Genomic DNA, 14,408 nt, shown 5'->3' on the forward strand with positions numbered 1-14,408 from the left:
CTGCGGGGCGCTGTGTCAAGTGTCCTGAATGCGCAAGAGGCGCGCGGAGGAGGTCGGCAGAGCGTGAGTGAGGACGGCGGAACAACGCTGAAGATCAAGGCGCAGGTCATCGCCGATGGCGTGATCGCCATCGGTCCGGGCAAGGCGCAGTTGCTCGCGGAGATCGCGCGGACGGGGTCGATCGCGGCGGCAGGCCGCGCGGTGGGCACGAGCTATCGCCGCACCCGCGACATGGTCGATATTCTCAACACGGGATGGGGCGCCCCGCTAATCGAAACCGCCAAGGGCGGCGCCAGCGGGGGCGGATCGCGCCTCACCGATCACGGCCGGGCGGTCCTGGAAGCCTATCGGCAGCTCGAAACCGCAGTGCAGGCGGCCGGAACGGCCCATGCCAGTCACCTGATCGCTCTTATGAACGGCGTCGATCCCGACGGCGCTCAATCGATCCTATAAACCGAAAGCCGAACCGTCGGGCCGACCTTGCCGCCCGTGGCGACAAACAGGGCGCGGTTTACCCAGTCGTACCCCGCATGGCCAGTTTCCAGTCGAATGAAAGAGCGCATGTAATAGTCGGACGGCGGCACCTGTTCGCCGGACGCGATGCGGGCCGCGACCTCGGGCGAGGCATGGCGGATGCCGAGGCCCACGATCTCGATGACGGCGCCGTCGTGCGTTTCCATAGCGTAGCGGGCATCGAGCTGCGCCACGCCGCCGGGTTGCACGGTTTGCCAGTCTGCGCCGACGTTCAGCAGCGTGCCATTGAGCAACGGCCCTGTCACCGTGCCGCCGACCACCGGGATGATCCGCCGTGTGCCAGCCGGTGTAATGCCCATCTCATGCGGAGGATCGAGCCGGATCTCGAAATCGCAGACGTGCGAGAGGCCGGGCGCGGGCAGCGTCATGCCGCGACCTTTGCGACCAGCGCGCCCGGCTCGATGGTGGGCGGCGCGGCGTTGAGCGTATCGCGTGCGAAGCCGGCCGCCTGCTGATAGGCCAGCATGAAGGCAGAGCGCTCGGCAGCGGGCAGCACATCCTCAATGTCCTCGAACGCACCGCCGCAGCGCTCCTCGACCAGTTCCAGCAGCCCGAAGGGGCCGGAGCCGCGATTGCGCATGGCGACCTGCCCGATGGGACCGCAGAGCTTCTCGTCAAAGGCGCGCAGCGCGGCCGGTGTCACGCCATGCGCCAGCAATTCACGGCCGATCACCCGCGCATCGACGATAGCCTGCGATGCGCCGTTCGAACCGGTCGGATACATGGGATGCGCGGCATCGCCCATCAGCGCGACCGGACCATCGACCCAGGTCGGCAGCGGATCGCGGTCGATCATCGGGTTCTCATAGGCGACATCCGACTTGGCCAGCAGCTCCGGCAGATTCAGCCAGTCATAGACAAACCCGTCGAACTCATGCGCGAATTCGGCGAGTTCGACCGGGCGGAACCAACCGGATTTGCGCCAGTCATGATCGGTATCGTAGGTCTTCTCGGCGATCCAGTTGATATCGGCCAGCCCCTCCTCGTCGGGATGCGAGATCGGGTAGATCACCACGCGGTGCCGGCTGGTGCCTAGGCCCACGAAGGACGATCCGGTGCGGATCGGCACGCCGCGCGCGGTGCCGCGCCACATGATCGTGCCGCCCCAGTGGATCGGCGGCTGATCCGGGTGCATCTGCGCGCGGACGCTGGAATGGATGCCATCGGCTCCGAACAGCAGGGTGCCATCGACCTCGACCTTGCCGCCGCCGGCGAGATCGACCAGCGCGGTGACGCCACCCTCCGCCCGCTTGCGATAGCCGGTCACCTTATGGCCGAGCTTCAGAGCCTCCGGGCCGAGCCGCTCGACCACCTTGCGGCAGAGCATCAGGTGGAAGGCACCCCGGTGGACAGCATATTGATGCCAGTCATAGCCGGCGACCTTGCCGCGCGGCTCGGAATAAATCTCGCGGCCATTCAGCCCGACCAGCGCCCATTCCCGCGCGGGAATGCCGACCTCGTCCAGATCCGCCTCGCTTATGCCGAGATCTTCCAGTTCGCGAATGGCATTGGGCTGGATGTTGATGCCCACACCGAGCGGCTTCAATTCGCGCACGCTCTCGAACACCGTGCAGGGCACGCCGATCTGATGAAGCGTGAGGGCCAGGACGAGGCCGCCAATGCCGCCACCGGCGATCAAGACATGGTCGTGCGTCATCGAGAATATTGCCCTTTCCGTGCGGGCCTAACCCAGCCGACCCGCGCCGGCGCCTCATCTGCCCGAGGGAGCGCTGTACCGTCGTGGGGGCGCAGTGGCAATGTGGTGGGATCAATCGTATGCCGGCTGCTGCGGGGTGGCGGCGGTCAGAAGTAGGACGATGGTCGGGCGGCTGAGCCCTGGGCTCCTGCCTTCTCACGAGCACTGGCTTTGACTTGTCGCGCACCCCTGCCGTGTTCCTGCGGAGGCAGGAACCCAGGGCGCAAGGGCACTGCGGCTGGGCCCTAGGCTCCTGCCTGCGCAGGAGCACTGAAGGAAGCAGGACCGGCGCGACGTTCCGCAGCACCAAGCGCGCCTTTCGTGTCGAGCGAAGTCGAGGCACTCAGGACCTGTGCTTGCCGTGTCTCGACTTCGCTCGACACGAACGGGAATGAAAGAATGGACAAACAGCGCGCCCAAAACGAAGGAAGCCCGCCCCTTCCCTTCAGAAGGCGCGAGCTCCCTGGCGCTATGATCGCACCCCGATCAGATCGGGAAATGGCCCGGCTGGGTTTCCACCGTTACCCAGCGCAGCTCGGTGAAGCTGTCGATGCCGGCCTTGCCGCCGAAGCGGCCATAGCCCGAACCCTTGACGCCGCCGAAGGGCATCTGGGCTTCGTCATGCACGGTCGGGCCGTTGACATGGCAAATGCCGGACTGAATGCGCCGCGCGATGCCGAGGCCCTTGGCGATATCCTTGGTGAACACCGACGCCGAGAGGCCATACTCGGTGTCGTTGGCCAGTTCGACCGCATGCTCGGTGTCGCGGGCGCGAATGATGCCGACGACCGGCCCGAAGCTCTCATCGCGGAACAGCTTCATGTCCTGCGTCACCTTGTCGATGACATGGGCGGGCATCAGCACATTGTGCGTCGTCTCGCCGCCGGTGAGCTGCGTCGCACCCTTGGCCAGCGCGTCCTCGATCAGGCTCTGGCAGTGCGCCACGGTCTTGGCGTCCACCACCGCGCCGAGCGGGGTGTTGCCCTGACGGGGATCACCCACGGGCATGGAGGCGACCTTCTCCTTGAACTTGGCGGCGAAGGCATCAGCGACAGCATCGACCACGATGATCCGCTCGGTCGACATGCAGATCTGGCCCTGATTCATGAACGCGCCGAAGGCCGCGGCCTTCACCGCTTCATCGAGATCGGCGTCTTCCAGAATGACCAGCGGTGCCTTGCCGCCCAGCTCGAGCAGAACGGGCTTCAAGTGCTCGGCAGCGCGCTTGGCGATGATCTTGCCGACGGCGGTCGAGCCGGTGAAGTTGATGCGGCGGACCTGCGGCGCATCGATGAGCGCACCGACGACATCGGCCGCGTCTTCTGGCGCGTTGGTGACGACGTTCACCACACCCTCGGGGAAGCCGGCCTCGGCAAACGCCTCGATGATCAGCGCATGGGTGCGCGGGCAGGATTCGGACGCCTTGAGGATGACGCTGTTGCCGCAGGCGAGCGGCACCGCGATGGCGCGCACGCCGAGAATGATCGGCGCGTTCCACGGCGCGATGCCGAGGATGACGCCAACCGGCTCACGCAGCGCCATGGAGAGGCAGCCGGGCTTGTCCGAGGGGATGACCTCACCATTGATCTGGGTGGTGAGCGCGGCCGCTTCACGGATCATGCTGGCAGCGAGGCCGAGGTTGAACATCGCCCAACCCGCCGTCGCACCGATCTCGCCCATCATCGCTTCGACGAAGGCATCCTTCTTGGATTCCAGCGCGGCGGCGGCTTTCATCAGCACAGCGCGTCGCGCATTCGGCCCCATGACCGACCAGCTCTGGAACCCTTCCGCAGCCTTGGCGGCGATCGGCGCGATATCGGCGGCCTTCATCGCGGTCGCCGAGGATGCGACCTCGCCCGTCATCGGATTGTTGCGGCTAAACTCCATGGCGTTCCTCCAGTTCTCTCTCTCAAGACCAGTGTCGCGCACTCGCATGAGGCCGGATGGCAATGATCAGACCAAATGCGTGCGGCGGCGCGGCTCCCCTCTGCCTTGCGGAACCGCCGGATGCAATTGTCTTGCGCGCCCCACGCTCGACTTGCGCCAAGAAATGAAGGAACAGGGGTCGATCCTCGCGCGTTGTGGCGCATAACTGGGAACAGACGGCGGGTTCGAGACGTGCAGGCATCCGAAGACCTCAGGGCAGCATCGTTGGAGAGCTATCGGCAGTTGGTCGAAAGCATCACCGATTATGCCATGTGCATGCTGGATCGCACGGGCCATATCACGAACTGGAACGCAGGCGCGCAAAAGCTCAAGGGCTTCCGGCCGGAAGACATTATCGGCGTGCATTTTTCGCGCTTCTACACAGCCGAAGACGTGGAAAAGGGCATGCCCGAGCGCGCGCTGGAGATCGCCGCGACACAGGGCAAGCACGAATCCGAGGGCTGGCGACTGCGCAAGGATGGCTCGCGCTTCTGGGCGCATGTCGTCATCGATCCGGTTCGGGACGCACACGGCGCGCTGATCGGTTATGCCGGGATCACTCGTGACCTCACCGAACGCAAACTCGCAGAGCAGGCGCTGCGTAAAAGCGAAGAACAGTTCGCCCTGCTCGTCCAGTCCGTCACCGATTACGCCATCTACATGCTGGACCCTGAGGGCATGGTTTCCAGCTGGAATGCCGGTGCGGAGCGGATCAAGGGCTATCGCAAGGACGAGGTGCTCGGGCAGCATTTCTCGCAATTCTATCAAGAAGAAGATCGCACAGCCGGCGAGCCGCAACGTGCCCTGGAGACCGCGCGTTCGGAAGGTCGGTTCACGGCGGAGGGCTGGCGCGTCCGCAAGGGCGGCGAGCGCTTCCGCGCGAGCGTCGTCATCGAGGCGCTGCGCGATGAGACCGGCGCGCTGGTGGGCTTCGCCAAGATCACCCGCGACGTTACGGAGCGGGAGGCAGCCCAGCGCGCGCTGGACGAAGCGCGCGAGGCGCTAGGCCAGGCTCAGAAGATGGAAGCGCTCGGCCAGCTCACCGGCGGCGTGGCGCATGACTTCAACAATTTGCTGATGGCGATCAACAGCAGCCTCATCCTGCTGCGCCGACGGATCCCGGAACAGGCCGAGACGCAACGCCTGCTCGACAATGCCATGCAGGCCGTCGATCGGGGCGCGACGCTGACCCAGCGCATGCTCGCCTTCGCGCGGCGGCAGGAGCTGTCCATCGGTCGCGTGCATATTCCCGAATTGCTGCGCGGCATGACCGAACTCGTCCAGCGCACCATCGGGCCGGAATGGCCCGTCAGCATGATCATTCCACTCGGACTGCAGGCGGTGAAAGCCGACGCCAATCAACTCGAAATGGCGATCCTCAACCTGGCCGTGAATGCGCGCGATGCCATGCCGGATGGCGGCGCGATCATCATCAAGGCAAACCGCCAGACCGTGCGGAGCAATGAGATCGCCGATCTGGAAGCGGGGCATTATGTGGTTCTGACTGTGGTGGACAGCGGCATCGGCATGGATGCCGAGACGCTCAGGCGCGCGACCGAACCCTTTTTCACGACGAAGGGCGTTGGCAAGGGCACGGGCCTTGGCCTCCCCATGATCCATGGCTTTGCGCGCCAGATCGGCGGCGCGTTCACGCTCACCAGCGCGCCGGGCAAGGGAACATCTGCGCAATTGTGGCTGCCGCAGGCCGCCGAGCAGTCACAGGCAACCACGCCCGCTGCGAAGGAACCGCCGCTGCCGCCGCAAGCCAAATGTCGTGTCCTAGCGGTGGATGACGATGCACTGGTGTTGATGAACACGGTCGCGCTGCTGGAGGATCTGGGGCACGAGGTCGTCAGCGCAGTCAACGGCGCTCATGCCCTTTCAAAATTCAAGGATGGCGGCTTCGACTTGGTCATCACCGATCAGGCCATGCCCGGCATGACCGGGACGGACCTCGCCGCGGCCATCACCGCCGTGCAGAGCGACATGCCGATCATCATCGCAAGCGGATATGGCGAGGGGCTGGTTTTGCCCGAAGGACAGATCCATCGCCTGAGCAAACCGTTTGGCGAGCACCAGCTCGCCAAGGCCATCTATCAGGCGTGTTGCAGGGAGGATCGCCCTACCCCTGCGGTTTAAACGGACTTGCGCCCCATTTGCCGGGTCCGCCCGCTCAGGCGGATCGCCCGGCGCAGCAAGGATGCAAAGGTGCGCAAGACCGGCAAGCGGTCATAAAAGCGAACATCGTGGATGTCCGTGCGCGAGAGGCGCTGGTGCCCAAGGTCAGGATTGGCGACATAGCTGCGCAGTTCCGGATGGCGGTTGCGCAGGACAGACAGCGCCCCATCATAATGCATCGGCTCGCCATCCGGATGCCGCCCGCCTGCGGGGCGCTTCAGCATCGCGGCTAAATAGTGCGCGGCAAAGCCGATCGTATCGCCGCGCACGGCGTAGAAATGGCAGCCGGCAAGCCCTTTGCCGGGTGGGATCAGCTCAAGCGGGCGCTCGGTCGCTTCATATTGCCCCGGCAGAAGGCTGCCGAAAAAGATGTCCCATTCCACCTCGCCCAGCTTGGCCAGAGCGGCCGGCAGAACCGTATCTATCCGGTCATGGAAATCGAAGTCATCCTCCAGCACCAGGACGGATCGATGCCCCGCCTCCGCCGCCTCCCGCAGCACGCTCATATGGCTATCGAAGCACCCTCGCGTTCCCGGCGTCGGAAACCCTGCGGCATCCGAAAAGCGCTTCGCCGTGAAGAACGCGATTTTCGGATGATCGAGGTCTAGCCCCAGACGCTTGAACTGCGCGGCCATCTCGCGGCGCCGGTCGGCCCGGTGAGGAAGATTGATGATCCGGATGGCATCGAACGCATCGAGCAGAGCACGACCGGCGGGGGTTGGGCTTACCATCGGCTGCGGTCCTTCTCGACTGGATAATGGATGATCAGCCGCGACTCGCTCCGGCCCTCAACGGGCCTATAGACTGGGCTTCTCCCTTTAAGGAATTGCAAAGCCGAGCCAGCGCTTCAGATCACCTTGCCCGGGTTGAGAATATTGTTCGGGTCCATCGCGCGCTTGAGCGTGCGCATCAGCGCCAGTTCCTCTGGTGTACGGCAGTGGTGGAGAAATTCGCGCTTGATGCTGCCGATGCCATGCTCGGCGGTGATCGAGCCGCCCCATTCGCCGACCGCCTTGTAAACCAGCGCCTCCATCTCATGCTCGGGCATCGGGTCGCGCGGGACGCGCGCAGAGAGGTGGAGGTTGGAATCAGCGAGGTGGCCGAAGAAGACCGTCACGCAATCCGGCCACCGCTCCAGCAGCAAGTCGCGTACATAAGGGATGAAATCGCCGATCTTGCGCGTCGGCAGGCTCACATCGAAGGCCACTTGCGGCCAATGCACGCCCTTGTGCCACTCACCGGGGCAATCGCGCACCGCCCAGATCTCCTGCCGCTGCTTGTCCGACTGGGCGATGACGGCATCCTTGACCAGGCCAGATTCGATCATGCCGCCCAGCACTTCCTCAAACCGCTCGGGATCGCGTTCCGGGTCGGTCCCAAGGACTTCGACTAGCGCATAGACGCTGTAACCGTGCGGTAAGGGCGGCTGGCGACCCAGCGCCGTCGTGCCGATCTGGTAGAAGTCCGGCCACATCACCTCAAAGGCGGACAAGGTGCTCGCGAATGCCGAATTGCATTGTTTGAGCAACTCCAGCGTGGCCGCATAATCCTCGACCGCCACCACGGCGGTGCAGGCGCTGCGTGGCTTGGGGAACATCCGCAGCACCAGCCGGGTGATAACACCGAGCGTGCCCTCGCTGCCGATGAAGAGATGCTTGAGATCGTAACCGGCGTTGTTCTTGATCATTACATTGAGCGACGAGATGATCGTGCCATCCGGCAGCACCGCTTCAACGCCCAGAATGAGATCGCGCATCATGCCATAGCGCAGCACGCGGTTGCCGCCAGCATTGGTGGCCGCATTGCCGCCGACCTGCGCCGTTCCGCGTCCGCCAAGATCGAGCGGGAACAGGAAGCCGGCCTCGTCGGCGGCGCGTTGAACGGTCTCCAGCACCGTTCCCGCCTGCACGGTCATCGTGCGGCCAGCCTCGTCCAGTTCCTCGATGCCCCGCATTCGTTCGAGCGACAGCAACAAGCAGGGGCGATCCGCGAGGCCGCCTGCGCACAGGCTGGTCAAGCCGCCCTGTGGCACGACCGGCCAGTGCTCCTCATTGCAGATCGCCATGATCTGCGAGACCTGCTCGGTCGTGCGCGGATAGGCGATGCCGGGGAGCGGAATGTCCGCCGGCATGACATTCGTGAAATCAGAGACATGGCGCGCGAAATCGCCGTCCGTCCCATCCTTCACGATATCAGCGCCCAAGGCTCGGCGGAGGCGCGCGATGACATGGGCACCACGCTGAGCTTCGTCTGCGAAGCTTTGTAAGCGCTCGTCCAGCGTTGCTTGGGTCATCCCGCCTCTCTCCTCTTGCAGCCACAACATAGCGCCCGGCGGCGCCCTGCATAGGCCAAGGCGATAGAACGAATCATGAAATCGGCCGCGAGCGCTGCCTCTGTTTCACCGTGAGACGGCCGTCGATTAGCGAGGCCCGTCAAAATTCAGTTAAGTATCTAAATTTCTATGATTTTTAGTGGAATTGCCACGCAAGCGGCTCCTTAAGTGCAAAAAGGTAAACTTGGTTTACGTCTTGTTAACCATAGTTTATTGTCGTCGAGGTCGGGTGATCCGACCAAATACAGGAGTCGTCGATGGTAAACGAAGTGATCGTTGAAGAACTCAGCGAGCAGGAAGTCGATCTGGTTGCGGGCGGTGGTCCGAGCCACGAATCGAGCGGTGGCATTCGCGGCTGATTTGTCAGTCGCTTCTGGTCACCACGATCAGATTGATCCTATGGCCGGGGGGGCGCGCGCGAAGAAGCGATCGTCCGCCCGGTTTTTATTTGCCATGACCTGACACGGCATTTTTTCATCGCCTCGGGACAGCAGAGCATCCTAGAAAGCCGCTCAGGGGGACCGGATGCCACTCTTCAGGCGACAAGCACTCGATCATCACAACCGGCTGCACGGGGACATTTTCCTCGTCCCTCCACTGCGCTGGCAGGCCATCGGCTGGCTGTTGCTTGGCCTGGTCTGTGCCGGTGTAGCCTGTCTCGCGTTCGGCAGCTTCAGCCGGACCATCAAGGCCGAGGGAAGCCTGCACATGTCAGACATGCAGTCGCCCTCCCCTTCCCAACCCGCAGCGCGCCCCTCGCCGGAGTGGACGGCCCGCGTCACCGTGCCGATCGCCCAGATCAAGGATGTTCATCAAGGCCAACAAGCCCGGGTCTCGCTCGCTGGCGGCAGCGCTGCCGACGCGACGACGCTGACCGGCACGATCATGGCAATCGCGACGCGCATGGACCCCGGCGAAACAACGGTGCCGGTCGAGATCCATCTGACAGCGCCAGGCGCAGAGCCGGGCAACCTCAGGGTCAGGGCCATTGACGGACAGCCTGTCACCGCGACCATCCTCATCGAACGTGTCCGCCTGTGGCGCTGGCTGTTCGCGCCGGTCCTTCCCCGCAGCGAGTCCTAGATGAACGCGCTGATTGCCAAAATCATGGGCCGGCGGCGCATTCGCCCGATCCTGCAGACCGAGGCGGCGGAATGCGGCCTCGCCTCGCTGGCAATGGTCGCCAACTGGCACGGGCATGAGCTTGATCTCAATGCCCTGCGCCAGCGCTTTGGCGTGAGCGCGCGGGGCATGACCCTGCGCCAATTGATGCAGACTGCGGATGACATGCAGCTACTGCCGCGCCCGCTGAAGCTCGATCTGGCCGGACTGCATCTTCTGCATCTGCCCGCCATCCTCCATTGGGATCTGAACCACTTTGTCGTGCTCGAACGCGTCGAGCCGGGCCGTGCCTATGTCGTCGACCCGGTCGGCATCGCGCGTTGGTACAAGTTCGACGAGCTTGGACGCCATTTCAGCGGTGTCGCGCTGGAACTGCGCCCCTCGCAGGACTTCCAGTCCGTCCGGGCTAGGCGGCGCCTGCAGTTTCGCGATCTGTGGAGCGGCATGACCGGCGCGCGCCGCACCTTTGCGCAGACGGTCATCCTCTCCATCGTCATGCAGGTCTTCATTCTCGCCAGCCCCTTCTATCTGCGCACCGCTGTCGATGAGGTTCTGCCGGCGCAGGATGGCGGCCTGCTGCTCACGCTGGCGCTGGGGTTCGGCGCGCTCGCCCTCATCGGCGCCGGCGCCGCGCTGCTGCGAAAATATGTGCTGCTGTCCTCGGGCGCCCTGCTCTCCTTCGGCATTACGTCCAACATCGTCCGCCATCTTTTCCGCCTGCCCATCGCCTGGTTCGAGAAGCGCAAGGTGGGAGACATCCTCACCCGTGTGCAATCGGTGCTGCCGATCCAGCGCTTCCTGATCGAAAGCGCGCCGCTCGCGCTGATCGATGGCACGCTCTCCGTCCTCACCCTGGTGATGATGTTCCTGATCGCGCCCGACCTTGCGCCGATCACGCTGGTCGGCCTCATCCTTTATTCAGGCGTTCGGCTGGCCTTGCTCGCGCGCGAGAAGCAGCGTGAGGCGGAATATGTGAAGGCCCTCGCCCGCGAACAGGGGACGCTCATCGAGACCTTGCGAGGCATGGTCACGCTGCGCCTCGCCGGCCGCGAAGCGATGCGCCACAGCTACTGGCAGAACCGCCTGACCGAGGCGCTCGGCGCGCGCTACCAGCACGAGCGCGTCAAGGCCTGGCACGAGACCGCCAAGACGATGATCCCTGCGCTGGAGCTGGTGATCGTGATTTTCGTCGCCGTGCGCGCCAATATGGATGGCGCCCTCACGCTCGGCACCCTGTTCGCCTATCTCGCCTTTCGCACGCAATTTGTGCAAGCCGGCCAGTCTCTGCTGGATGAAGGCGTCAAGCTCCGCTTGCTCGAACTCCACCTCGATCAGCTCGCGGACATCGTGCAGTGCGAGGAGGACGCAGGCTTTGCCGAACCGCTCAACCATGCCGACTTCTCCGGCCGGGTAGAGCTGCGGGATGTGCATTTCTCCTATGGCCCGCACGATCCGCCGGTGCTGCGGGGCGTCGATCTCGTCATCGAGCCGGGCGATCATGTCGCGATCACCGGCGCTTCCGGCAGCGGCAAGACGACGCTCGCCAAGATCATCCTCGGGCTGATCGATCCGACCAAGGGGGAGGTGCTGATCGACAGCCAGCCACTGCCGCAGTTCGGCCGCCGCGCCTTTCGCCAGCATGTCGCTGCGGTGCTGCAGGACGACGTGCTCTATGCCGGGTCCATCGCCAATAATGTCGCGGCATTTGGGGAGATCGACTCTGATCGCCTGCGGGATTGCCTCAAAGCCGCCGCCATTCTCGAGGACATCGAGGCGATGCCGATGCGGACCGAGACGCTGGTCGGGGATATGGGCTCAACCCTGTCTGGCGGACAGAAACAGCGCATCCTCCTTGCCCGCGCGCTCTACCGTCAGCCGGCGCTGCTGCTACTCGATGAAGGCACTGCCCATCTCGACCTGGAGCATGAGGCCATGGTTAATCGCGCCGTGGCTGCATTGGGCATCACCCGGCTCATTATCGCCCATCGGCCGGAGACGATTGCCGCCGCCGACAGGGTGATCAGGGTGGAGAACGGGGTGGTTACGAGCGATAGTCAGCCGCGGTCGACGACAGGCTAGAGCAAGTATAACGCAGGTTTCATATCGCAGACGGTGCGCTAGCGCGTCGCGACGACAGCCGGCCCAAGCTATCGAAGACCGCCGCAACAATCTCGCGGCCTGTCCACTCTCGCAAGCCTTTCCATCTCTTGTGAACAACTTGTTCATAGTTTCCTGACATTGACGTCCACTGGCGACTGAACCGCCCGAGTGTGGACCCATGTTGCGATTGCGCCTCCTTGCGAGACTGACCCGGTCGGCTCGCAGCCTCATCCTCGCCGCGGCATGCCTCATTGGCATGATCGTGATGATGAGTGGCGCCGGCACGTCGCTGGACAATTTGACCCGCACCGAGCGCTACCAGCACTTCCCCAAGAAGCCGAGCGGCGAGCTGGTTATCGTTAAGATCGACACGCCCAGCATCAAGGCGCTGGGCACTTGGCCCTGGCCGCGCGGGCGCCATGGCGAGCTGATCGACGCCTTGAATCGCGCAGGCGCCGAGCGCATCGTCTCCAATATCATTTTCGACCAACCCGCAGCGGACCCGGCGCAGGACGACCGGCTCATCAAGGCGCTCGCAGCCTCGAAGGCCGATGTCTATCTGGCCGCGCTGCTGGAAAATCGCTCCAATGGGCGGGCAACCTACGAGGCGTTGCCGACGGAGGCGTTGCTGCCCTACGTCACGCCCGTCAACGTGTGGCTGCATAGCGACCCCGACCAATATTATCGGCGATTGGTGCTCAATGCCCCGGTCCTCGGGACGGAATTGCGCGATATCTCCCAGGCGCTTGCCGGCACCAGCTATCCGGGTGAAGGCTCCTTCCCCATCGACTGGTCCTATTGGTGGAACCAGATCGACCATATTTCCTATTCGGACGTGCTGGCCGGCAAATTCCCCAAGGACTTTTTCAAGGGCAAGAAAGTTCTGGTCGGTATCGATGCCTTCGGCTTCGGCGACCAGTTCAACGTCCCCTATCACGAGAAGCTCTCCAGCCTTTATGTCTTTGCCGCCGCAGCGGAAACGCTGATCGCCGGACTGCCGGTCGAGGTGGGGCCGTGGCCGGCCATGCTACTCGCGCTGGCGCTGATCGGCCTCTCCTTCCTGCTCAAGCCCCGCTTTCGTTATCCGCTCTATCTGGCCGGAACCATAGGGCTGGTGCCCGCGCAGATTTACACGGAACATCTGACCCTCTGGCGGCCGGATGTCGGCCCGGCGATCCTTACGCTGGTCGCGGCGCTGGTCGCACAGTCGCTCCTCAGTGTCGCGCAGGCCTTGCTGGATCGCAGCACCAAGTCGGCTGAAGCGGGGCTCCCAAATCTGGCCGCCATGGTTCTCAACGAGGGCGAAGAAGGCGTGACGATCGTTGTCAGCCTGCGCAATTATGTGGAAACGACGGCGCTGCTTGGCCTCGCGGCGCAGGGCACGCTGCTCGCCAAGATTCGCGACCGCCTCATCCTCGCCGCAGGCCACGAGCGGATCTACCAGATCGACAATCACAGCTTTGCCTGGCGGAGCCGGGAGGATGTGCCGCAGGTGGTCGACAGTCTCGAGGGTCTGGAAGCGCTGTTCGCGCCGGGGGTTCAGGTCGAACAGCTCACGGTCGACATCACCCTGCACGCCGGCTTTTGCGACAAGCCGGACATGAGCGTGTCCGAAGCCATTCCCAAGGCAGTCCTCGCGGCGACCAACGCCACCAATCGCGGCATCTTGTGGGAGCGCTACGAGACCGAGGAGGACGAGCTGTTCTGGAAGCTCTCCATCCTCAACGAGTTCGAGCAGGCATTGCGCCGCGGCGATGTGTGGGTCGCTTACCAGCCCAAGCTGGACCTGCACGGCAATCGCATCACCAGCGCCGAAGCGCTGATCCGCTGGATTCACCCCGAGCGCGGCTTTATCCGGCCGGACCGGTTCGTCCGCGCCATCGAGGATGCAGGGCGGATCGAGCGGCTGACGCTCTATGTGCTCGAACGCGCCATTGCCGACTTCGCGCCGCTCAATCTCTCGGTCGCAGTCAATCTCTCCATGCGCATGGTCGGCAAGAACAAGCTGGAGGCGCCACTTCGCCTGCTGCTGGACACTTACGGAATGCCCGCCGAAAATCTTACGTTGGAGATCACAGAATCGGCCAGCATGGCGGACGAACAGGGCATCGCCGAACTGGAGTCGCTCCGGGCGATGGGCGTGCACATCTCCATCGATGATTATGGCACCGGCCAATCAACGCTATCCTATCTCAAGCGCTTGCCGGCGTCCGAACTCAAGATTGACCAGAGCTTCGTGCGGCAAATCCTCACCAGCCGCAGCGACGCGGTGCTGATCAATTCCACCATCAAGCTGGCGCATGAGCTGGACATGCAGGTGGTTGCCGAGGGCGTGGAGGACGAGAATGTCCTGCAGGCACTGGCCGCCATGGAATGCGACATCATCCAAGGCTATCATATCGGCCGACCGGTCGCGCTTCCCGACTTTCTTGCCAATCTCCAAGCGGCGAACCGCAAGGCTGCGAGCCGAGCTCGCAAGAGCGCCCTTTCCGCAGCATAACAGGCAACGAAAAAGGCGCC

General features: G+C 63.9%; 10 protein-coding genes. 5 read left to right on the forward strand and 5 right to left on the reverse strand.

Going from position 1 to position 14,408, the window contains the following annotated elements; all coding sequences use genetic code 11:
• The first annotated feature begins 63 nt into the window (after positions 1-63).
• On the forward strand, positions 64-453 hold the full coding sequence (locus M2334_RS11020; RefSeq protein WP_264594787.1) for a winged helix-turn-helix domain-containing protein: 390 nt from the start codon (positions 64-66) through the stop codon (positions 451-453).
• On the opposite strand, the gene M2334_RS11025 is transcribed toward M2334_RS11020, so the two are convergent.
• From M2334_RS11025 to M2334_RS11035, 3 genes are all read right to left on the reverse strand, one after another.
• Positions 438-902 (reverse strand): DUF3237 domain-containing protein, encoded by a 465-nt coding sequence (locus tag M2334_RS11025; protein WP_264576122.1) that lies wholly within the window; start codon positions 900-902, stop codon positions 438-440. The two genes, M2334_RS11020 and M2334_RS11025, sit on opposite strands and share 16 nt — an antisense overlap.
• On the reverse strand, positions 899-2,191 hold the full coding sequence (locus tag M2334_RS11030) for a flavin-dependent oxidoreductase (RefSeq protein WP_264572456.1): 1,293 nt from the start codon (positions 2,189-2,191) through the stop codon (positions 899-901). Before M2334_RS11030 ends, M2334_RS11025 begins: the two co-directional genes overlap by 4 nt.
• Positions 2,192-2,716: 525 nt before the next feature.
• Positions 2,717-4,117 carry an aldehyde dehydrogenase gene (locus tag M2334_RS11035; protein ID WP_264594788.1) on the reverse strand — a complete coding sequence of 467 codons (1,401 nt, stop codon included), beginning with the start codon at positions 4,115-4,117 and terminating at the stop codon, positions 2,717-2,719.
• 231 nt (positions 4,118-4,348) lie between these two features.
• Between M2334_RS11035 and M2334_RS11040 the strand changes: the two genes are divergently transcribed.
• Entirely contained in the window at positions 4,349-6,295 is a 1,947-nt protein-coding gene (locus M2334_RS11040; RefSeq protein ID WP_264605425.1) for a PAS domain-containing sensor histidine kinase, read from the forward strand.
• On the opposite strand, the gene M2334_RS11045 is transcribed toward M2334_RS11040, so the two are convergent.
• A complete protein-coding gene (locus tag M2334_RS11045; protein ID WP_264586916.1) occupies positions 6,292-7,065 on the reverse strand; it encodes a glycosyltransferase family 25 protein in 774 nt (257 codons plus the stop codon). The genes M2334_RS11040 and M2334_RS11045 overlap by 4 nt on opposite strands.
• A 116-nt stretch (positions 7,066-7,181) precedes the next feature.
• The gene (locus M2334_RS11050; RefSeq protein ID WP_264605426.1) at positions 7,182-8,627 is read right to left on the reverse strand and encodes an FAD-binding oxidoreductase; all 1,446 of its coding nucleotides are present in this window, start codon (positions 8,625-8,627) and stop codon (positions 7,182-7,184) included.
• Between the two features lie 564 nt (positions 8,628-9,191).
• On the opposite strand from M2334_RS11050, the gene M2334_RS11055 reads away from it, so the two are divergent.
• The 3 genes from M2334_RS11055 to M2334_RS11065 all read left to right on the forward strand — a co-directional run bounded on the left by M2334_RS11055 (position 9,192) and on the right by M2334_RS11065 (position 14,388).
• The gene (locus M2334_RS11055) at positions 9,192-9,749 is read left to right on the forward strand and encodes an HlyD family secretion protein (RefSeq protein WP_264605427.1); all 558 of its coding nucleotides are present in this window, start codon (positions 9,192-9,194) and stop codon (positions 9,747-9,749) included.
• Between the two features lie 24 nt (positions 9,750-9,773).
• Positions 9,774-11,867: a peptidase domain-containing ABC transporter gene (locus M2334_RS11060; RefSeq protein WP_264605428.1), complete on the forward strand. Its 2,094-nt coding sequence runs from the start codon at positions 9,774-9,776 to the stop codon at positions 11,865-11,867.
• 277 nt (positions 11,868-12,144) lie between these two features.
• Positions 12,145-14,388 (forward strand): EAL domain-containing protein, encoded by a 2,244-nt coding sequence (locus M2334_RS11065; RefSeq protein ID WP_264584722.1) that lies wholly within the window; start codon positions 12,145-12,147, stop codon positions 14,386-14,388.
• Positions 14,389-14,408 lie beyond the last annotated feature (20 nt).

The organism is Sphingobium sp. B11D3D (assembly GCF_025961755.1).
Taxonomy (GTDB): domain Bacteria; phylum Pseudomonadota; class Alphaproteobacteria; order Sphingomonadales; family Sphingomonadaceae; genus Sphingobium.

What these genes read in the sequence shown, in the direction of transcription:
- M2334_RS11060 (WP_264605428.1), top strand. Translation starts at nt 9,774, where the DNA reads ATGGGCCGGCGGCGCATTCGCCCGATCCTGCAGACCGAGGCGGCGGAA.
- M2334_RS11055 (WP_264605427.1), top strand. Translation starts at nt 9,192, where the DNA reads ATGCCACTCTTCAGGCGACAAGCACTCGATCATCACAACCGGCTGCAC.
- M2334_RS11050 (WP_264605426.1), bottom strand. Translation starts at nt 8,627, where the DNA reads ATGACCCAAGCAACGCTGGACGAGCGCTTACAAAGCTTCGCAGACGAA.
- M2334_RS11030 (WP_264572456.1), bottom strand. Translation starts at nt 2,191, where the DNA reads ATGACGCACGACCATGTCTTGATCGCCGGTGGCGGCATTGGCGGCCTC.
- M2334_RS11065 (WP_264584722.1), top strand. Translation starts at nt 12,145, where the DNA reads ATGATCGTGATGATGAGTGGCGCCGGCACGTCGCTGGACAATTTGACC.
- M2334_RS11025 (WP_264576122.1), bottom strand. Translation starts at nt 902, where the DNA reads ATGACGCTGCCCGCGCCCGGCCTCTCGCACGTCTGCGATTTCGAGATC.
- M2334_RS11045 (WP_264586916.1), bottom strand. Translation starts at nt 7,065, where the DNA reads ATGGTAAGCCCAACCCCCGCCGGTCGTGCTCTGCTCGATGCGTTCGAT.
- M2334_RS11035 (WP_264594788.1), bottom strand. Translation starts at nt 4,117, where the DNA reads ATGGAGTTTAGCCGCAACAATCCGATGACGGGCGAGGTCGCATCCTCG.